The following is a 20,465-nucleotide window of genomic DNA, read 5'->3' as shown; positions in this document are numbered from 1 at the left end:
TCTCAGTCCTGCTTCAGGACCCACAACAGCTCGTGGCGGCGCACGGCCTTGCGAAAGAATTCGTTCTCGCCATAGGGCGATGGACTACGGCCCGCCAGCAGTTGCTGCAACCACCTACGCACTCGACGCTTGAACGGCGCTGGCGGCTGCAGGTCGTGCATCATGCCCAGGGCCATGGCCTTGTCCTGCTGCTGGCTCAAGGCGAGGGCGAAACTGCACGGCACCAGCTCCACAGCGCCATCGAAACGCGGCGGCAATGCTACGCCAGCGCCGGAATCGCCCATGGGCCAACGGTCGTTATCATGCAGGTGATTGGCGTAGCCGAGCAATGTGTCGGGCTGCCACGCCAGGCCCTGCAAGGCTTCCAGCACTGCCGCATGGGCGCAGATATGGTCGGCGTGGGGGTCCAGCAACGGCGTGGGCAACACGATGACCTGGGGCCGCGCCTTGAGCAGCAGCGCCCGCAGATCGGCGATCAGGTTGTGCCAAGTCGGCGCGCCATCAGCATCGCCAGGCAGGGCAAAACCATTGAACTGGCGAAACAGCCGCGTATCGGCCAAATCGGCTTCGCGCGAGGCTTGAGGCTGATCCGGCGCGACCTGCATGGCTTGCAACTGCATGCAAAAGTAGCCCAATTGCACGCACTGCGCCTCGGGCACGCCCGCCCAGCGGGGCACGGCGACGCTGTCCCAGGCGCGCAAACGGCCCTTGAGGCGCGCAGCTTCAGCCTTGGGCAGGCCCATGTGCTGATAATGCTCGGCTTCGATTTCACCGGCGGTCAGCGTGACGATCCAGCTTTCAGTCGCCTGGCTGTAAAGGCTGAACGCAGCCAGCTCGGCATCGTCGGCATGGGGCGCGATCACCATCACACGTTGCTGGCGATAGTCGGGCTGGCGAAAGCGCCACAGCGTCGGCTGCCCCTTGATCCGGCAAAAACGCCCGCGCAAGTGGAGCTTGCCCGCCGCCAAGTCTTCGGCGGCGCCGGTCAGGTTCAGATAACGCCGCCCAGCGACGCCGCGTTCGAAGGTTTGCCGGTCCGGGCTTGCCAGGCCCAACAGGTCTACCGCAGGGTCGAAGAAACGCCCCAGCCAGGTACTTTTCAACTCAATGCCGACGATCAGGGTTTCCTCCGCCGCCAACGGCGCATCCAGCAACAGTCGGCCCGCCTCCAGGCGCAAGCCGGGTTGTTCGCTGCCGGCCGGGAACGCGTACTCATAGCTGTCTTTGGGCGAGTAAAACAGGTGATCGGCAAACCAGGCCTCATGGGCGGCCCACAACAGCACCGCAAGGATCAGCGGCAACCACCAGGCAACCAGTACGCCGGTCGCGACCAACACCAGCACGCCGATCAGCAGCGCAATACGTTTGTTACGCCGATGGCGCTTGAGCAGTTGCTGTTTGCGGCTCATACGCTGAACACCGGCACCGGGTTGCACCAGCGTTCCTTGTATTCACGGTCGGAACGCCCGAAGGAGAAGCGCAGTGACTTGTTCGCCGCCCGCGCCTGTTCCCAGGCACTTTGGGTATTGAGGAAACTCAGCACACTGCCAGGGCTGAATGCACGGGTTTCAGGGTCGACGCCGCCGTTGACATACTCGGCGCTGAACCACTCGTTGGACTGCACCTGATACACCAATTGCACTGCAATCGGCGCGTCGTTCAGAAACAGCACCGAGCCGAACAGGAATTCCTTGAGCAACTCCAGCACCTCGGCCAGACGCGCCGCGCCCGCCGCCGGGAAGCCCCAACGACGCTGGAACAGGTCGCAATAAATCGCCGCCAGTTCTACGCTGGAAAACTCACTGACCGCCCGTACCACGCCGCCCGCCTCTTCCAACAGGCGCAGTTCACGCCGCTGGTTATAGCGAAACTTCTTCGACAGGTCTTCGGGCGTACGCGCCATGGCCAATTGCTCGGCCTGAGGCTTGAGGGTGCTCACGCGCCCCTCGTTCAGCGCCGAGAGGTAGCGCGCACAGTGCCGTAACGGTACCTGCGCATCGGCGGCAATCGGCAGGATGATCTCGGCGTTGCCCAGGTCAAACAGGCCTTTCTTGCCGCTGCGCTTGAGCACGTCCTTGGACAGCGCCAGGTCGCGCCCCCAGGTGGCGATCGCCCCCTTGAACTCACCACCTTGCTCCCAGCCCAGGTAGCGCACGGGTATCTGCGCCAGGCCGGCCAGCCGCTCGATCACCTGGGGATGGGTCGCCACGCTGCCGCCGTAACGCTGCCAGGCCTGGGCGTAAACCTCGGCCTCGACAGGCGCCCAGCCACGTTCACGCCAGCCCTGGAAGCGGTTCAGCATTTAAACCACGGCGTCATAAGGGTCCACGCCGTCCTTGACCACCAGGATGTCTTCCATGATCAGGTACTGCAGGTCCGAGCCGAAGAACATGTTCAGCGCGTCGGTCGGCGAGCAGATCATCGCTTCGCCACGACGGTTGAGCGAGGTGTTCAGGGACACGCCGTTACCGGTCAGCACTTCCAGCTCTTTCATCATGTCGTAGTAGCGCGGGTTGTATTCGCGCTTGAGCACCTGGGCACGGGAAGTACCGTCTTCGTGCACCACTTCCGGTACACGGGTCTTCCACTCTTCGGCGACTTCAAAGGTGAAGGTCATGAACGGCGCCGGGTGATCGACCTTGATCATCTGTGGGGCCACGGTGTCGAGCATCGACGGGCAGAAAGGCCTCCAGCGCTCGCGGAACTTGATCTGGTGGTTGATGCGATCCGCCACGCCGGTTGCACTTGGGCAACCGATGATCGAACGACCGCCCAACGCACGCGGGCCAAACTCCATGCGGCCCTGGAACCAGGCTACCGGATTGCCGTCGACCATGATCTTGGCAATGCGCTTAGGCATGTTCTCGATCTTGCGCCAGTTCGGCTTGCTCTCGTGCTTGGCGCACGCGGCAATCACGTCTTCGTTGCTGTAGGACGGGCCAAGGTAGACGTGTTCCATCTTCTCGACCGGTACACCACGAGCATGGGACACGTAGGCCGCCGCACCGACGGCGGTGCCGGCATCGCCGGAAGCCGGCTGTACGAACAGCTCTTTGACGTCGTCACGGGCAATGATCTTCTGGTTCAGCTTGACGTTCAGCGCACAGCCGCCGGCGAAGGCCAGCTTGCCGGTGTCCTTGAGGATGTCGCCCAGGTAGTGGTCGATCATCTGCAAGGCCAGTTTCTCGAACAGCGCCTGCATGCTGGCCGCGTAGTGGATGTACGGCTCGTCGGCGATGTCGCCTTCGCGTTTCGGCCCCAGCCACTCGATCAGTTTCGGCGAGAAGTAGAAACCCTTGCCCTTCTCTTTGTAGCGGCGCAGGCCGATGACATTGGCGTAGTCGGTGTTGATCACCAGCTCGCCGTTTTCAAAGGAGGCCAGGCGCGAGAAATCGTACTTGCTGGCATCGCCGTACGGCGCCATGCCCATGACCTTGAACTCACCGTCGAGCATCTCGAAACCGAGGAACTCGGTGATTGCGCCGTACAGGCCGCCGAGGGAGTCCGGATCGTAGAATTCCTTGATCTTGTGGATCTTGCCGTTTTCGCCGTAGCCGAAGAAGGTGGTGGCGTACTCGCCCTTGCCATCGATGCCCAGGATCGCGGTTTTTTCTTGGAAGCCCGAGCAGTGGTAGGCGCTGGAGGCGTGAGCCAGGTGGTGTTCAACCGGCTCGATCTTGATTTTCTTAGGATCGAAGCCCAGTTGCTCCAGGCACCAGACGATCTTGTTGCGATAGCGTTTGTAACGACGGTTGCCCATCAGGATCGCGTCGAGGGCGCGGTCCGGGGCGTACCAGTAACGCTTGGCGTAGTGCCAGCGCGCCTCGCCGAACAGGCTGATCGGGGCGAACGGGATCGCCACCACGTCAACGTCCGAAGGCTTAATGCCAGCCTGCTCAAGACAGAACTTCGCCGACTCGTAGGGCATGCGGTTCTTTGCATGTTTGTCGCGTACGAAGCGCTCTTCTTCGGCGGCCGCAATCAGCTTGCCGTCGATATACAGGGCTGCGGAAGGATCATGGCTAAGGGCGCCGGACAGGCCAAGAATCGTCAATGCCACTGGGGTCTAGCCTCTTTTAGTCTGCATGCAGGCGCATCGCGCCTGAAAAAAGTGTGCCTCTCGCCTGGGCGAGAAACAGCTAAAGGGCGGGATTATAGCTTAAAAGCAGAGGGAAGCTGTTAGCGGCAAGCGCCGAGAGGGGCTAGCGGAAGATCTCGATGCTGCCGTCCTTGTTCTGGCGGTAGATCGTGTAAGGCAGCATCAGGGTGTCCATGACACCAGAGGCGACAAATTCAATCGCGATGATCGGGAAGGCATTGCCTTGGCGATCCAGCAGGCTTTGGTCCTTCAGGCTTTTGTCCGGTGCGGGCTCGCCATTGAGGGTACAAAAGCCGTAGATCACCCCACTGTAGATACGCGGCACGTTTTCGCAGTGGCTGCGCGACTCCTTGAGATTCTGGCTGGCCACGGCATCCGGACGCAAGACGGTATTGATCGTTCCGCAACCGGAGGCCATTAACAAGGTTGAAACCAGCAGTACTTTGAAACCACGACTCACGGACTACTCCTTTCGCCCAGTAAATGGGCTGGGCAGGTGCTTTTATACCCATAGGCTTATGAACGGCCTGGACGCCAATAGATGCTGATATTACCGTCGGCCGATTGTCGATAAATCGTATAGGGCAAAACCACCGTATCGGCAACCGCGGACACCGCAATATCTACGAGCACGAAGGGTATGAGGAACCCGGTGGGGTCCGGGGCCGCGTGCAGCATGCAGAAATCAAACGCCACGCCGCTGTAAGCGCGGGGAATGGATTGGCAATAGGTTTTTACGAGCCTGAGCTCACGCGCCGTGTCGCCCTCTTTGCGCATGACGCTATTAACGGTTCCACAACCGCTTAATAACAGCGCAACGACACTTATACCCAGTGCAGCCATTCTTTTTCTTTTCATATCCGAGCCTCGCAAACGGTCAGCCACGCTAGCACCGAGAGATTGGCTCATTCATCCGAGAAGCACCGCCACATTGCGTGGGAAAAATCCGAAATGGTAAAACTTACCTGACTGTTTACACTTGCGCACTTTTTGCGCGCCTTCACTATGCGTGCCCGAGACTCTGGCTGCCTCATGAAAAAAACGCACGCTCGCTTTTCCCTCTTGCTGCCTGGCCTGCTGGCCTTGAGCACCACAGCGCAAGGCGAGGACTCGCCACTGATACTTGACCCCAGCGTGGTCACCGGTTCGCGCAGCGCCAGCCCAACGTTTGATTTGCCCTACTCCGTGGACGGCATCAGCCGCGAACAGATCAGTGACGGCCAACTCGGCATCAACGCCTCCGAAGCCCTGTCCCGCGTGCCCGGCCTGGTGGTGCAGAACCGCCAGAACTATGCGCAGGACCTGCAAATTTCTTCCCGCGGCTTCGGCGCCCGTTCAGCATTCGGCGTGCGCGGCATCAAGCTGATCGCCGACGGCATTCCCGCCAGTACCCCGGACGGTCAGGGCCAGGCCGCCACCTTCAACCTCGACACCGCCGAGCGCATCGAAGTGTTGCGCGGCCCGGCGGCGACGCTGTATGGCAGTAACGCCGGGGGCGTGATCCAGATGTTCTCCCGCGACGGCGAGGGCCCGCCGCGCATCGGCGCCGAAACCCTGGTGGGCAGCGACGGGCTGAACAAGAACCACCTGAGCGCCGAGGGCGCGGCGAATGGCGCCGGGTTTGTGCTCGACGCCTCGCGCATGGACACCAACGGCTACCGCGATCACAGCAGCGCGCGCCGCGACCAGACCTTCGCCAAGCTCAATTTCCAGCCCGATGACGACAGCAAGCTGGCGCTGATCTACAGCAGCCTGGAGCAGAACGGTACGCAGGATCCGCTGGGGCAGAAATGGGATGCATATAAGGCAGACCCTCGCTCGGTAGACACAGCTGCGTTGCAATACAACACGCGTAAAAGTATCGATCATCAGCAATTGGGGATGAATTACGAGCGGTATTTCGGTGGCGCCACCTTGCAGGTCAATGCCTACACTGGGCGCCGTAGTGTGATTCAGTACCTGTCGATACCAGGCGGCAGCGCCTCGGACAAACGCGGCGGCGTAGTGGACTTCGACCGAACGTTCTACGGTGGCTCCGTCCATTGGCTGCAACCCATTACCAGCGCACCTGGAGATCTGACCTTGATCACCGGTCTCGACTACGACCGCAGCCAGGATGATCGCCAGGGCTACTCAAATACCGTCAACGGCATACACGGCGTCAAAGGTGTCCTGGGTCGTGATGAAATCGACACCGCCACCAGCCTCGACCCTTTCGTACAGGCCAACTGGTTGCTGGGCGACTGGACTCTGCAAGCCGGCTTGCGTCACAGCACTATGAAGATGGACGTTGACGACCACTTCATCAGCGATGGCGACGACAGCGGCAGTAAGACTCACCAGAAGAACACCCCGTCGATCAGCGCCATGTACGCCTTTACTCCCGACCTGCACGCCTATGTAAGCGCAGGCAAAGGTTTTGAAACGCCGACTCAAGCTGAGTCAGCTTACTCAAACACTTCGAACGGTTTTAACTTCAACCTCAAGCCGTCTGTCAGCAAGCAGTATGAGGTTGGCGTGAAGGCGCGCATCGGCCAGGACACCCGCATTAATGCTGCTCTATTCCAGATCACCACGGACAACGAGTTAGTGATAGCGCGATCAGACGGCGGGCGCTCTACCTACCAAAACGCCGGCCGCACTTTGCGCCGCGGCTTCGAACTAGGCCTGGAAAGCCAACTCAACGACCACTGGAGCACCAGCCTCGCCTACACCCGCCTGCAAGCTCAATACGACAGCGACTTCGTCAATAATGGGAAAACCATCGACAAGGGCAACTACCTCCCCGGCGTGCCACAAACCACCCTGTTCGCCGAACTGAACTGGAAACCACGGGACTGGGTCAGCACCGCCATCGAAGGCATGTACCGCAGCAAGGTCTACGTAGAAGACACCAACCAACAACACGCCGCGCCGGCCTACAGCGTCTTCAACTGGCGCGCACGGTTTGAGCAGAAGGTAGAGCACTGGACCTTTCACCAGACCCTGCGCCTGGATAATCTGCTGGATCGTCAGTACGTGGGGTCGGTGATTGTGGGGGATGGCAATAACCGCTACTACGAAGCGGCGCCGGGGCGCTCGTGGTATGCGGGGGCTGGGGCGCAGTACCAGTTCTGAATGCAGCGCCTGGACGGGCGCCATCGCGGGCAAGCCCGCTCCCACATTTTGACCGCGTTCACAGATCAAGTGTGGGAGCGGGCTTGCCCGCGATAGATTTAACTGCCGACACCCGCCTCTTTGGGCAAGCGCTGGTCAATCACCTGGTACAGCGCACTGCCCTGCGGCCAGTTACGCATAAATCGCGCACGGTCTTTGGCATACGCAGGGGCGAAGCTGGACAGCGAACCGTGCTGGCACATCGCATCCAGGTCAATCATCGCCCAGCGCCCGTCGCTCCAGAACAGGTTATGGCCCTTGAAATCCCCATGGCTGATGCGCTCGCGGATCAGCTCGGCAAACAACTGGTCCAGCGCCTGCAATTCGCTCTCGGGCGCATCGCCGCTTTCAACATACGGCGCAAAGCGCTCGATGATGTCTGGCCCAGGCAGGTATTCGGTGACCAGGTAGGCACGGCTGCGCAACCACAGGAACCGTTTCTCCAGCACCGCCAGCGGCTTGGGCGTGGCGAAGCCCAGGAAGGCCAGGCGGTTGCCTTCGCGCCAGGAGTGCCAGGCGCGGCTCGGGCGCCAGAAGCGCTTGAGCCAATGGGCAAAGCCCTTGATGTTGTAGCGTTTGATAACCAGCGGCCGGCCAGCCACGTCGACCTTGGCCACGCTCGCCGCGCCACCGGTCTTGTACAGGTGACCCTGGTCGAGCAACGCATCGGCCTGCTCCAGCACCGGCACCATGGCGGCTTCTTCTTCGCGGCGGATCGCACGCAAGCCAAAAGCGCCGCGCACCACGCTGAACAGCGTGCATTCGCGGCCGGTCTTGTCCAGGTAGTCTCTCAAACGCCAGGCGCTGACTTTACGCACCTGCTTTTCCAAGGCTTGCATTGGCAAGGCGTGTTCGCCGTTGGCCAGCAAGTAATACACCAGCAACTCTTCGGTAAAGGGCTCGAGGTTCTTGGGCAGTTGGGCGAAGAACACACCGAGGTTCTCCAGCACTCGATTGCGCGACAACGGCTTGCTTGCCTCTTCGACACGAATACCGGCGCCATCGATCAAATACAGCTTGCCATCCTTGCGCAGCAGGTTGTCCAGGTGCAGGTCTTCTTGCCACAGGCCCTTGGCATGCATCTGGGCAATCGCGCCCAGCGCTTCGGCGAGCACAGCGGTTTGTTCGTCCGCCAACGGCGGCAGGTTTTCGACGGCGAGCCAAGCGTCGGACAGGCTTTGGGCCCCCTCGATAAATTCAAACAGCAGCCAACCGCCCTCGCCGTCCTGCAAGCCATCGGCCAGCAGCAACGGCGTGGTCAGGCCCTGCTCAGCCAACAGGCGCACCCCCGTAAGCTCACGCTGAAAATGCCGCGCCGCCTTGTTGCCCACCAACAACTTGGCCAACACCGGGCGACCCCGCCACACGGCGGCGCCCACATAGCGCTGCCCCGGCAACACCCGCAAAAGGCTCAGCAATTGCAATTGCCCAGGGCCGGCGGCATCCGCCAGGTCGAGGGTCAGGGGCAGGCCGGGGGTACGCCCAGCCGTTTTCAGCTCGGATAAACGCATCAGCGGTTCTCCTTATGGCTGCGGCGCGCGGTCAGGCGCTGGTGCCAAGTGGACACCAGGGCACTGTCCTCGGACTGCTCAAGGTACGCCGCCAGCAATTGGCGCACCTGCGCGTCCGACCATTGCGGCGCGCGGCGCAGCAGCGGTTCCAGGTCCTTGACCCGGTCACGCCAGCCAAACAGCAGCGGGCGGGTTTTCTCCAGGTCGATCAACTGCGCGGCATAACCCTCACCGGCAGGCTGCAGGAAAATATGCTTGGGGTAAAAACAGCCATGCACTTGCCCGACGCTGTGCAGATGACGCGCCAGCTTGCCGCACGCCAACAGGATCGCACTGTGCTGGGCTGCGCTCAATTGCGACCACTGCTCCAGCAACGAGTCCAGGTCATTCCAGCCATCCAGCGCACGGGTGAGCAGCATCGCCCGGCGCTCGCCCTTGACCTTGCGTTCACCGAAGAACGCCGCTTGCAGGGCCGGTATACCGAGCTTTCGATACAGGCTGATGTTGCGAAACTCGCGGGCAAAACTCGGCTCGCCGAACGGGCGGTGCAAGGTGCGCGTGAGGTAGTTGCTCTGGCGCTTGAGGTAGTAACCCTGCCCCTCAAGCTCCAGGCGATACACACTGCTCCAACCGTCGCCGCTGGTGTTCGGCTCGTCCACTGCATCCAGTTGCTTGGCCCACAGCGCGTCGAAGGTCGCCAGGCCGTTGCGCTCAAGCAGAGCGCGGTCTTCGGCCGCCAGGAAGTCACTCATTCGCGTCCCTCGAAAAACTTCACCACATGGCGAATTCGCTGTTTGTCCGACGCGGTCAGGTGCGCGCGCTGACGATATTGCAGGTAGAAGCGCAGGCGCTGGGTGGCCGACAAGTGATACTTGGCGACTTTGTCCAGGCAGGCCAGGTCTTTGGTGATGCGGTACTTGAGCCAGAAACCGCGCCAGAAATCACCGTTGGGGCAGTCGATCAGGTACAGGGTGCGTTGGTCGTCCACCAGCAGATTGCGCCACTTCAAGTCGTTATGGGTGAAGCGGTGATCGTGCATGGTGCGCGTGTATTCGGCGAGCTGGCGGCTGATGCCATCGACCCACCGGGGGTCTTTGAGGCGCTCATCGTGACGCTCGGCCAGCACCGACAGATCTTCGGTCTTGGGCAGTTCGCGGGTGATCATGGCGCCACGGTTATAGGCCAGGCCCTTGCGGTCCAGGCCCCAGGCCACCACGTCGGCGGTAGGGATGCCCCACTTGGCGAAGCGCTTGAGGTTCTGCCATTCGGACTTCACCCGCGGCCTGCCCAGGTAACGACGCAGGCCCTTGCCGGCACCTACGTAGCGCTTGACGTAATAATTGACCCCGCCACGCTCCACCCGGATCACTTCCGACAACGGGTCGCGGGTCAGCCGCTCGCCTTGCAGGGCGAACACCGCGTCCAGGCTTCCAAAGTCATCCGCCAGGGCGGCGTAGGCAGGTTCCAGATTCCAACCCGCCATCAGATCGCATCCCCGTATCGCTGTTTACGCGCATACAGCTTTGCTGCCATGCGTTCCAGCGCAGACAACAGCGCGGTTTGCTCTGCCAGGATCTGGCGCAGCGGCTGCTGGAAGTAGGCCTTGAGAAAACGCAGCTTGTCGCGCTGGGTCAAGCCGATCTCCAACGCGGAGTAATACAGGCCGGCCAGGTCTTTGTTGCGCCAACGCACGGGGATCGTCGCACGTACCTGGGCACGGTGCAGGTCGATCACCGACAGCTTGAGGTTGTCGACGCTGATAGGCCGGTCGGTGTGCAGCAGGAAATGGCACAGGTAGCAGTCACGGTGGTTGACGCCGCCGCGGTGCATCGCGCCCACGGTACGCGCCAGCTCAAGGGTCAAGGCATGCTTGATGGCCGGCACGGGCGGTTGCTTGACCCAGTCCAGGGTCAGGTCTTCCAGGCTGATGATGGGGGTCAGTTCCTGGGTGATGATGAACGAATGCTGGTCGGCCGGGTTGCTGCCTTTTTCACCGAACGCCACGGCGGTCATGGTCGGTACGCCAAGCGCCTGCAAGCGCTGGATCGCCACCCACTCCTGGCCCGCGCCCAACACCGGTAATTTGGCGGTGACCAGGTTCTTGAGGATTTCGCCCCAGCCGATCCCACGGTGGATCTTCACAAAATAAGGCTGGCCCTCGACCACCGTACGCAACGTACGGCGAGCGGCCAGCTCGCGGAACACCTGGCCTTCCAGCTTCTCGACCTCGGCGAACGCATCGCGTCCGGCCCAGAGGGTCTTGAAGGGTTCGGCTAGAATCAACTTCATCGGTTTGGCTCCGCCAGAATCAGGTCCGCAGCGTACTGCGGCATGCTAAAGAGGTCGGCCGTCTCGGCGAAGGCCAGACCATTGCGACTCCAGGTCGCACGCGCTTGTGGGTCGTCGAGCATATCGACCAAATACTGGTTGAGCTGGGATTGCTCGAACGGCTCGTCCAACACCCGGCCGCTCTGGGCCTTGTCGATGTAGAACGCGTAGCCGCACACCTGGCTCACCAGTACAGGGAGGCCGGCGACCACCGCTTCGACCAGCACCATGCCGGCCGCCTCGTTGTACGCAGGGTGAATCAACAGGTCCGCCCCCAGCAGGAAACGCGGAATATCATTGCGGCCCTTGAAGAACTGCACCTGATCGCCCAGGCCCAGCGCCGCGCTCTGCAATTGGAATACTTTGGGGTCGTCCTGGCCGATTACAAATAGCCGGGTGCGTTTCTTCAGCCGCGAAGGCAGAGCAGCCAGCGCCTTGAGGCTGCGGTCGACGCCCTTGGTCTTGAACCCCGAACCGATCTGCACCAACAGCAGATCATCCTCGGCCAAGCCGAATTCAGCGCGGAACTCGGCGCGGATTTCGGCGGCGTTCGGCGGGGCGCGGCGGTCGCGGGCAATACCCGGTGGCAACAGGTGAAAACGCTCGGCCTGGGTGCCGTAATACTGGGTAAACAGCTGCTGCTGGTGCTCAGACAACACCATGATCTGCGTCTTGGCGTTTTTATCGAACACGGCGCGCTCGTATTCGGCAAAGTGCTTGTAGCGCCCGAACCAGCGATACATCGGGTTGCGCAGGGTCTGGGCCTTGTCCTCGAACACACCGTCGGCGGCAAAGTACAGATCCAGCCCCGGCATCTTGTTGAAGCCCACCACGCGGTCCACTGGGCGCTTGGCCAGGTCGGCCTGGATCCAGGCGTAGAGCTTTTCGTTGCGACGGTGGTTGACCAAGGCCTTGACCGGCGCCACCAGCACTTCAAAGCCTGGCGGGATATCACCTTCCCAGATCAGGGTGTACACCCGAATGGCGTGGCCGCGCTGCTGGCATTCCAGGGCGATGCGCATGAAGTCGCGCTGCAGGCCACCGAAAGGGAAGTACTTGTACAGAACAAAAGCCAGTTGCATCAGTGCTGCTCCTCGGCCAGTAACAACGTGCTCAGCCGGCTTGCAACACGCTCAGGGTTCAAGCGCGTGAAGCACAGGGGCGACTCGCGGGCGATGTCGAACCGCCGCAGGTCGTCGGCAGTGGGTTGATAAGTGCACTGTTTTTGCAGGCAAGGCGCACACGGCCAGTCGCTGGCCAAGTGAATCTGGCCCTTGCCGTAGGCGCCGGTGAGGCCTGGGTTGGTGGGGCCGAACAGGGAAATGGTCGGCACGTCCAATGCCGCCGCCAAGTGACCAAGGCCGGTGTCCACGGCCACGCAGGCACGGGCGCTCGCCAATATACCGGCCACGCCCGCCAGGTTGAGCTTGGGCAACACTTCGGCGTTGGGCAGGCCCAGGGCCAAGCGTTCGGCCCGCGCCTTTTCGGCGGCGTTGCCCCACGGCAGCTTTACGTCCACGCCCAGGCGGCCCATGCGTTCGGCCAGCTCGCGCCAATAGGCTTCGGGCCAGTGCTTGGTGTCCCAGGTGGTGCCATGCAACAGCAATACGAACGGTTTTTTCGGCGGCAGGCCGAGCAGTTTTTCGACGCTCAGGCCGTAGTCGCCCAGACGCTGCGGCAGGTCGTAGCCCAGGGCCACGGCAAACAGCTGGCGCAAGCGCTCCACCGCATGCTGCCCACGGGCCACGGCCAGGCGCCGGGAATAAAAGCGCGCAGCCAGGGGTTCACGCGCAGAATCTTTGTCGAAGCCAGCGATGGGCGCCCGCACATAGCGCGTCAGCCAGGCGCTTTTGAGCAAGCCCTGGGCGTCGATCACCAGGTCGTATTTAGTCGACTGCACCGCCTGCTTGAAGCGCCGCCATTCACCGCTCTTGATGGTTTGCCAGAGGTTCTTGCGCCAGCGGCGAATCGCCACCGGAATCACCTTGTCGACCGCCGGGTGCCAGGTGGGGATTTCGGCAAAGCCTTCTTCCACCACCCAGTCGAACCGAATGCCGGGAATCGCCCGCGCTGCGTCGGTGAGGGCCGGCAAGGCATGGATCACGTCGCCCAGGGATGAGGTCTTGATTACCAGAACCCGCAACTCAATGAACCTCGACCACGTCGCCCTGCAAACGCTGCAGGGCATCGGTTACCGGCTGGGGCAGCAACTGGCGCAGGCAGTTGTAGTGGCCGAAGCGGCAAGTACGGTCAAAGCACGGGCTGCAATCCAGGCCCAGGCGCACCACTTCGACCTTGTCGGCTAACGGCGGAGTGAAGCCTGGGGATGTGGAGCCGTACACGGCCACCAGCGGACGATTCAGCGCCGCCGCCACATGCATCAGGCCGGAGTCGTTGGACACCACCGAGTCGGCGCACGACAACAGGTCGATGGCCTCGGCCAGGGACGTGTCGCCACTGAGGTTCACCGCCTCTTCACGCAGGCCGGGGATCAAGCGCTGACGAATGTCTTCACCCACCGAATGATCGTTCTTGGAGCCGAACAACCACACCTGCCAGCCTTCGCGGATCTTGGTTTCGGCGACTTTGGCGTAATGCTCCGACGGCCAACGCTTGGACTCGCCAAATTCGGCGCCCGGGCACAAGGCCAATACGGGCCGATCCAGGGTCAGGCCGAACTTGGCCAGCGCCGCGTCGCGGGTCACCGGGTCGATCTGCAAGCTGGGGCGCGGATACGGCTTGGGCAGTTCAGCGCCCGGCTCGTAGGCCAAAGCCATAAAGCGTTCGATCATCAACGGGTAACGGGCTTTATCCAGGGTGCGCACGTCATTGAGCAGCACATAGCGAAACTCACCGCGCCAGCCGGTGCGCTTGGGGATACCGGCAAAGTACGGCACCAGCGCCGATTTCAGCGAGTTAGGCAGCAGGATCGCCTGGTCGTACTGGCCCGCCATGGACTTGCCGATACGTCGGCGGGTCGCCAACTCAAGGGCGCCGTGGCCGAGCGGGAAGCTCAAGGCCTTACGCACCTCTGGCATGCGCTCGAGGATCGGCCGGCTCCACTCAGGGGCGAGCACGTCGATCTGGCAGTCTGGATAGCGCAGGCGCAGGCACTGAAACAGTGTCTGTGCCATCACCATGTCACCGACCCAACTGGGCCCAACGATCAGAATATTCATGTAGTTTCCACAAACGATGCGGGGAGGCCTATGCCTCCCCGCCTCGATAATAACTGTAGATCGCGGTGCGCCAGGGAGCATCTTTATGTGGGAGCTGGCTTGCCTGCGATCGCATCACCTCGGTATCCCTGATAAACCGAGGCGCCTGCATCGCGGGCAAGCCCGGCTCCCACATTAATCCGCATCCCATATAAAAATTGGCGTCGCCAATCAGTCGAGTTTCAATTTAAGCCCAGCGCCTGCCAGATTCGCATCACCTGTCGCCGCTCGTCGGCGAACTGGTCCCCGGCTACCGTACCGGCCTCGTTCTGCAAAGCCTGGCGGTGCGCGGCTGAGCGATAAGCCTTGTACACTTCACGCAGCAAATGGGCATCGGCGGCGGGCATCAGCCCGACCTGCTCCAGGCCCTCCAAAATGCGGATATTGTCGGTGTAGCGCAGCAACGATGGATGTTGCGCAGACCACGCCAAAGCCGCGTATTGCACCATAAATTCAATATCGACGATACCTCCGGCGTCCTGCTTGAGGTCGAACAGCGCCGTGGCCTCGAAGGCATTGGCGCCCCTGCCGGCAGTCGTGGCCTTGGTGCCCAGGTTGTCACGCATCTTGGCACGCATCTCGCTGACCTCCTGGCGCAGCTTCTCCAAGTCCCGCTCACGCCCCAACACGTTAGCCCGTACCTGCTCGAACGCCTGGCCCACATCCTGGCTGCCCACCAGTACCCGCGCACGGATCAGGGCCTGATGTTCCCAGGTCCAGGCTTCATTTTGTTGATAGCGATCAAATGCACCCAGGGAACTCACCAACAAGCCGGATGCGCCGGAAGGTCGCAGGCGCATGTCTACTTCATACAGCTGCCCAGAGTTGGTCTGGGTGGTCAGCAGGTGAATGATGCGCTGGCCCAGGCGTGTAAAGAATTGCGCGCCATCGATCGGCTTGGCACCGTCCGTCTCGGCCTGGGGGTCGCCGTCATGGATAAACACCAGGTCCAGGTCCGAACCATGCCCCAGTTCGATGCCGCCGACTTTCCCATAACCGACAATGATGAACCCAGGATCGCACAGGGTGCCGTCCAGGCGCTGCGGCGAGCCGTGGCGGGCGACGGTCTGGCGCCAGGCCAGGGCCAGCACTTGTTCAAGAATGGCTTCGGCCAGCCAGGTGAGGTAGTCGCTGACCTTCATCAACGGCAGGCTGCCAGCGATTTCGGAAGCGGCCACCCGCAGGCGGTGCGCCAGTTTGAAATGGCGCAAGGCTTCCATCTGCTGCTCAAGGTCATCTTCGGGAATGCGCGTGAGGCGCTCGCGCAACTCAGCGGCCAGCTCCGGCGCCAGCGGCGGCTTGAACAAGCGGCCTTCGTTGAGCAATTCATCGAGCAACAGCGGGAAACGGGTGATCTGTTCGGCGATCCACGGGCTGGCTGCGCACAAGGTCAACAGGCGGCGCAAGGCGTCGGGGTTCTCCGTCAGCAGCACCAGGTAGGCCGAACGCCGGGCCACGGCTTCCACCAGCGGCAACACGCGCTCCAGCACCAGGTCTGGGTTGGCATGTTCAACGGCCTGGGCCAGCAGGCGCGGGATGAACGCATCCAGGCGCTCACGCCCCAGGCGCTGCATGGCGCGCAACTGCGGGCTGGCGCGCAGGCTGGCCAAGGCCTTGAGGGCCTTGGGGGCATCGGTGAAACCGCCTTCACTCAGTTGGCGGCACGCGGCATCGTCATCCTGGGATTCCTCCCACAGTGGCAACCATTCACCGCCGACCACCAATTCGCTTTCTTCGCCCTCTTCTTCATCAGGGTCGGCAATCACTTGGCGAAAGTGCCAGTCCACACGGCCACGCCAGTACATCAGGCGCTCATGGAACGCGGCCCAGTCACTAAAGCCCAGCATAAAGGCAATGCGTGCCTGGTCTTCGGGGCTGTCCGGCAGCATTTGCGTCTGGCGGTCGGCAATCGCCTGGATCGCATGTTCGGTGTAGCGCAGGAACTCGTAACCGCTGCGCAGCTCGCTGATCACCGCCGCGGGCAAATAACCCTGGCCTTCCAGCGTGCCCAGCACGTTCAACAGCGGGCGTTGCTGCAGGCTGAGGTCGCGGCCGCCATGGATCAGCTGGAATGCCTGGGCGATAAATTCCACCTCACGAATGCCGCCCGCGCCCAGCTTGATATTGTCGGCCATGCCCTTGCGCCGCACTTCCTGCTGGATCAGTTGCTTCATGGTGCGCAGCGCTTCGATGGCCGAGAAGTCCAGATAACGGCGATAGACAAACGGGCGCAGCATGTCGAGCAGTTGCGCGCCAGCCGCCTGGTCGCCGGCCACCACCCGCGCCTTGATCATGGCGTAGCGCTCCCAGTCCCGGCCCTGGTCCTGGTAGTACTGCTCCAGCGCGTTGAAGCTGAGCACCAGGGCGCCGGCCGAACCGTAGGGACGCAGGCGCATGTCGACGCGGAAGACAAAACCGTCGACGGTCATCGGGTCCAGGGCCTTGATCAGTTTTTGACCCAGGCGAATAAAGAACTCCTGATTATCCAGGGCGCGCTTCACGCCCACCGTCTCGCCGCCTTCGGGGTAGGCGAAGATCAGGTCGATATCCGACGACAGGTTCAGCTCCACCGCACCGAGCTTGCCCATGCCGAGGATGACCATGTGCTGCGCCTCGCCACTGCGTGCGCCGGTCGGCGTGCCGAACTGGGCGCAGTGGCGCTGGTACAGCCATTGATAGGCCTGGTCGATGCAGGCGTCGGCCATGTCGGACAGATCGCGACAGGTTTGCACCAGGTCGGCCTGGCGTGTGAGGTCGCGCCAGATGATGCGCACCTGCTGGCGCGTGCGTTGGCGGCGTAGCGCACGGCCCAGTTCATCTTCTGTTTCGGCCTGTTGCACGGCACCGGCTATCTGGCTGCACAGCTCGCCGGGCGCAAAGCCGCGGTCCAGCTCGCCCCAGGCCGCCAGCTCCAGCAACATCAAAGGGTCACGAACACTCTGTTCAATGACGAAATCACTGGCGGCGCACACGCGGGCGAAGTCGGCCCACCGTTGCGGCGTCCACGCAGAAAGGCCATGATCGTCATCCAGCGCGGCCACTGCGTCACGAAATGACTGCTCGGCCCGGTTGGCGTAAGGCAACAGAATGGCCGGCAGTTCGGCCAGCGTTGGAAGGCTCATGGTCTATCCTTGATCGGCGTGTAAATGGCGTGTAGTTGTGAAGGCAAGAGCCATACTCGGTGAAGGACTGTCGAACAAAGGTTAGAAATAGCTGAAATTAAATTAATCTTGGCAGGCAACATCAAAGTTTCACCTTTTCTTGTTCGCAATAGACCAACAATAACGATTATGCTCACCAGCAAGACCGAGCCATACGCTCAGTCTTGTGTAGTTTTACTACTCGTATATACATTCGAAAGGCTGAAATGGCCGACGATTTGTAGTAAAACTACAGGACGCCGAAGCAACCTTCGGCCATCCAAGAATTTATGTCGTCTGCCCACAAGGCCAGTCGCAAACTTCAGGCAACCGATTCTGGTAGCCTTTCCGCCCTGGAGCAAGCCATGCAAGACCTCGATCCCGTCGAAACCCAGGAATGGCTGGACGCCCTGGAATCGGTTCTCGACAAAGAAGGCGAAGACCGTGCTCACTACCTGATGACCCGTATGGGCGAACTCGCGACCCGCAGCGGCTCGCAACTGCCTTACGCCATCACTACGCCATACCGCAACACCATCCCCGTTACCCACGAAGCACGCATGCCTGGCGACCTGTTCATGGAACGCCGCATTCGCTCGCTGGTACGTTGGAACGCCATGGCGATGGTAATGCGCACGAACTTGAAAGATTCGGACCTGGGCGGTCACATCTCCAGCTTCGCTTCCAGCGCAACCCTGTATGACATCGGCTTCAACTACTTCTTCCAGGCCCCGACCGACGAACACGGCGGCGACCTGATCTACTTCCAGGGCCACACCTCGCCAGGCGTCTACGCCCGTGCGTTCATGGAAGGTCGCATCAGCGAAGAACAAATGAACAACTTCCGCCAGGAAGTCGACGGTCAGGGCCTGTCGTCCTACCCGCACCCTTGGCTGATGCCTGATTTCTGGCAGTTCCCGACCGTTTCCATGGGTCTGGGCCCAATCCAGGCGATCTACCAGGCACGCTTCATGAAGTACCTGGAAGCCCGTGGTTTCATCCCCGAAGGCAAGCAGAAAGTCTGGTGCTTCCTCGGCGACGGCGAGTGCGACGAGCCGGAATCCCTGGGTGCCATTTCCCTGGCCGGCCGCGAGAAGCTCGACAACCTGATCTTCGTCATCAACTGCAACCTGCAGCGCCTCGACGGCCCGGTTCGCGGCAATGGCAAGATCATCCAGGAACTCGAAGGCGTGTTCCGCGGTGCTCAGTGGAACGTGACCAAAGTCATCTGGGGCCGCTTCTGGGACCCACTGCTGGCCAAGGACGTCGACGGTATCCTGCAGCGTCGCATGGACGAAGTCATCGACGGCGAGTACCAGAACTACAAAGCCAAAGACGGCGCGTTCGTTCGCGAGCATTTCTTCAACACGCCTGAACTCAAGGCGATGGTTGCCGACCTGTCCGACGACGAGATCTGGAAGCTCAACCGTGGCGGCCACGACCCGTACAAGGTCTACGCGGCGTACCACGAAGCGGTCAACCACAAAGAACAACCGACCGTCATCCTGGCCAAGACCATCAAGGGTTATGGCACCGGTGCCGGCGAAGCGAAGAACACCGCGCACAACACCAAGAAAGTCGATGTCGACAGCCTGAAGTTGTTCCGCGACCGCTTCGACATCCCGGTCAAGGACGAAGAGCTGGAGAACCTGCCGTTCTTCAAGCCAGAGCCAAACAGCGCCGAAGCCCGCTACCTGAGCGAGCGTCGCAGTGCACTGGGCGGTTTCGTGCCACAGCGCCGCGCCAACAGCTTCAGCGTACCGACGCCAGACCTGAGCACCCTCAAGGCTATCCTTGACGGCTCGGGCGACCGTGAAATCTCCACCACCATGGCCTTCGTGCGTATTCTGGCGCAGCTGGTCAAGGACAAGGACATCGGCCCGCGCATCGTCCCGATCATCCCGGACGAAGCCCGTACCTTCGGTATGGAAGGCATGTTCCGTCAGTTGGGCATCTACTCCTCCGTCGGCCAGCTCTACGAGCCAGTCGATAAAGACCAGGTGATGTTCTACAAGGAAGACAAGAAGGGCCAGATCCTCGAAGAAGGCATCAACGAAGCAGGCGCCATGAGCTCCTTCATCGCTGCCGGTACTTCGTACTCCAGCCATAACCAGCCAATGCTGCCGTTCTACATCTTCTACTCGATGTTCGGCTTCCAGCGTATCGGCGACCTGGCATGGGCCGCTGGCGACAGCCGCACCCGTGGTTTCCTGATCGGCGGTACCGCCGGCCGTACCACGCTGAACGGCGAAGGCCTGCAACACGAAGACGGTCACAGCCACATCCTGGCTGCCACCATCCCGAACTGCCGCACCTTTGATCCAACCTACGGCTATGAGCTGGCGGTGATCATCCAGGACGGCATGAAGAAGATGACCGAAGAGCAGCAGGACGTTTTCTACTACATCACCGTGATGAACGAGTCCTACCAGCAGCCAGCCATGCCGGCCGGTGTGGAAGAAGGCATCATCAAGGGCATGTACCTGCTCGAAGAAGACACCAAGGAAGCGGCGCACCACGTACAGCTGATGGGCTCCGGCACCATCCTGCGTGAAGTGCGTGAAGCGGCGAAGATCCTGCGCGACGAGTTCAACGTCGGTGCCGACGTATGGAGCGTCACCAGCTTCAACGAGCTGCGCCGCGACGGCCTGGCCGTGGAGCGCAGCAACCGTCTGCACCCTGGCCAGAAGCCAGCCAAGAGTTACGTCGAAGAGTGCCTGGCCGGCCGTAAGGGTCCAGTCATTGCCTCTACCGACTACATGAAGCTGTTTGCTGAACAAATTCGCCAGTGGGTCCCGTCCAAGGAATTCAAAGTCCTGGGCACCGATGGTTTCGGCCGCAGTGACAGCCGCAAGAAGCTGCGTCACTTCTTCGAAGTCGACCGTCACTTCGTGGTGTTGGCAGCCCTGGAAGCCTTGGCTGACCGTGGTGAGATCGAACCTAAGGTGGTGGCTGACGCTATCGTCAAGTTCGGGATCAACCCGGAAAAACGCAACCCACTGGACTGCTGAGG

General features: G+C 61.5%; 15 protein-coding genes. 2 read left to right on the top strand and 13 right to left on the bottom strand.

Annotated features, from left to right (window positions below; genetic code table 11):
• Nucleotides 1–2: 2 nt before the first annotated feature.
• The 5 genes from BMH52_RS04445 to BMH52_RS04425 all read right to left on the bottom strand — a co-directional run bounded on the left by BMH52_RS04445 (nucleotide 3) and on the right by BMH52_RS04425 (nucleotide 4,942).
• Nucleotides 3–1,409 carry a PIG-L family deacetylase gene (locus tag BMH52_RS04445; RefSeq protein ID WP_020301645.1) on the bottom strand — a complete coding sequence of 469 codons (1,407 nt, stop codon included), beginning with the start codon at nucleotides 1,407–1,409 and terminating at the stop codon, nucleotides 3–5.
• Nucleotides 1,406–2,302, bottom strand: a complete 897-nt coding sequence (locus tag BMH52_RS04440; RefSeq protein WP_073843007.1) for a GNAT family N-acetyltransferase — start codon at nucleotides 2,300–2,302, stop codon at nucleotides 1,406–1,408. Before BMH52_RS04440 ends, BMH52_RS04445 begins: the two co-directional genes overlap by 4 nt.
• Nucleotides 2,303–4,060 carry a carbamoyltransferase gene (locus BMH52_RS04435; RefSeq protein ID WP_014716634.1) on the bottom strand — a complete coding sequence of 586 codons (1,758 nt, stop codon included), beginning with the start codon at nucleotides 4,058–4,060 and terminating at the stop codon, nucleotides 2,303–2,305.
• A 142-nt stretch (nucleotides 4,061–4,202) separates the two neighbouring features.
• Nucleotides 4,203–4,559 carry a YceK/YidQ family lipoprotein gene (locus tag BMH52_RS04430; protein ID WP_014716633.1) on the bottom strand — a complete coding sequence of 119 codons (357 nt, stop codon included), beginning with the start codon at nucleotides 4,557–4,559 and terminating at the stop codon, nucleotides 4,203–4,205.
• A gap of 56 nt (nucleotides 4,560–4,615) precedes the next feature.
• Nucleotides 4,616–4,942, bottom strand: coding sequence for a YceK/YidQ family lipoprotein (locus tag BMH52_RS04425; RefSeq protein WP_019818311.1), 327 nt, complete (start codon nucleotides 4,940–4,942; stop codon nucleotides 4,616–4,618).
• Nucleotides 4,943–5,131: 189 nt separating this feature from the next.
• On the opposite strand from BMH52_RS04425, the gene BMH52_RS04420 reads away from it, so the two are divergent.
• Nucleotides 5,132–7,216: a TonB-dependent receptor gene (locus tag BMH52_RS04420; protein WP_073843005.1), complete on the top strand. Its 2,085-nt coding sequence runs from the start codon at nucleotides 5,132–5,134 to the stop codon at nucleotides 7,214–7,216.
• 98 nt (nucleotides 7,217–7,314) lie between these two features.
• Here BMH52_RS04420 and BMH52_RS04415 read toward each other — a convergent pair whose 3' ends face one another.
• The 8 genes from BMH52_RS04415 to glnE all read right to left on the bottom strand — a co-directional run bounded on the left by BMH52_RS04415 (nucleotide 7,315) and on the right by glnE (nucleotide 17,434).
• Nucleotides 7,315–8,766: a lipopolysaccharide kinase InaA family protein gene (locus BMH52_RS04415; RefSeq protein WP_073843003.1), complete on the bottom strand. Its 1,452-nt coding sequence runs from the start codon at nucleotides 8,764–8,766 to the stop codon at nucleotides 7,315–7,317.
• The gene (locus tag BMH52_RS04410; RefSeq protein WP_014716629.1) at nucleotides 8,766–9,518 is read right to left on the bottom strand and encodes a lipopolysaccharide kinase InaA family protein; all 753 of its coding nucleotides are present in this window, start codon (nucleotides 9,516–9,518) and stop codon (nucleotides 8,766–8,768) included. Before BMH52_RS04410 ends, BMH52_RS04415 begins: the two co-directional genes overlap by 1 nt.
• Entirely contained in the window at nucleotides 9,515–10,249 is a 735-nt protein-coding gene (locus BMH52_RS04405; protein ID WP_003187993.1) for a lipopolysaccharide kinase InaA family protein, read from the bottom strand. The genes BMH52_RS04410 and BMH52_RS04405 overlap by 4 nt, the downstream gene beginning before the upstream one ends.
• The gene (gene rfaP, locus BMH52_RS04400; protein ID WP_014716628.1) at nucleotides 10,249–11,055 is read right to left on the bottom strand and encodes a lipopolysaccharide core heptose(I) kinase RfaP; all 807 of its coding nucleotides are present in this window, start codon (nucleotides 11,053–11,055) and stop codon (nucleotides 10,249–10,251) included. Before rfaP ends, BMH52_RS04405 begins: the two co-directional genes overlap by 1 nt.
• Nucleotides 11,052–12,176 (bottom strand): glycosyltransferase family 4 protein, encoded by a 1,125-nt coding sequence (locus BMH52_RS04395; protein WP_073843001.1) that lies wholly within the window; start codon nucleotides 12,174–12,176, stop codon nucleotides 11,052–11,054. Before BMH52_RS04395 ends, rfaP begins: the two co-directional genes overlap by 4 nt.
• Nucleotides 12,176–13,237: a lipopolysaccharide heptosyltransferase I gene (gene waaC, locus BMH52_RS04390; RefSeq protein WP_072434839.1), complete on the bottom strand. Its 1,062-nt coding sequence runs from the start codon at nucleotides 13,235–13,237 to the stop codon at nucleotides 12,176–12,178. Before waaC ends, BMH52_RS04395 begins: the two co-directional genes overlap by 1 nt.
• A gap of 1 nt (nucleotide 13,238) precedes the next feature.
• Nucleotides 13,239–14,273 carry a lipopolysaccharide heptosyltransferase II gene (gene waaF, locus BMH52_RS04385; protein WP_060764898.1) on the bottom strand — a complete coding sequence of 345 codons (1,035 nt, stop codon included), beginning with the start codon at nucleotides 14,271–14,273 and terminating at the stop codon, nucleotides 13,239–13,241.
• Between the two features lie 221 nt (nucleotides 14,274–14,494).
• On the bottom strand, nucleotides 14,495–17,434 hold the full coding sequence (glnE, locus tag BMH52_RS04380; RefSeq protein WP_072434837.1) for a bifunctional [glutamate--ammonia ligase]-adenylyl-L-tyrosine phosphorylase/[glutamate--ammonia-ligase] adenylyltransferase: 2,940 nt from the start codon (nucleotides 17,432–17,434) through the stop codon (nucleotides 14,495–14,497).
• Nucleotides 17,435–17,817: 383 nt separating this feature from the next.
• Between glnE and aceE the strand changes: the two genes are divergently transcribed.
• Nucleotides 17,818–20,463, top strand: coding sequence for a pyruvate dehydrogenase (acetyl-transferring), homodimeric type (gene aceE / locus BMH52_RS04375; RefSeq protein WP_003187985.1), 2,646 nt, complete (start codon nucleotides 17,818–17,820; stop codon nucleotides 20,461–20,463).
• Nucleotides 20,464–20,465 lie beyond the last annotated feature (2 nt).

The organism is Pseudomonas sp. BTN1, from assembly GCF_001907715.1.
Taxonomy (GTDB): Bacteria; Pseudomonadota; Gammaproteobacteria; order Pseudomonadales; family Pseudomonadaceae; genus Aquipseudomonas; species Aquipseudomonas paracarnis.
Note: the sequence above shows the minus strand (reverse complement) of the source record. Positions and strands in the feature narration are given on the sequence as shown.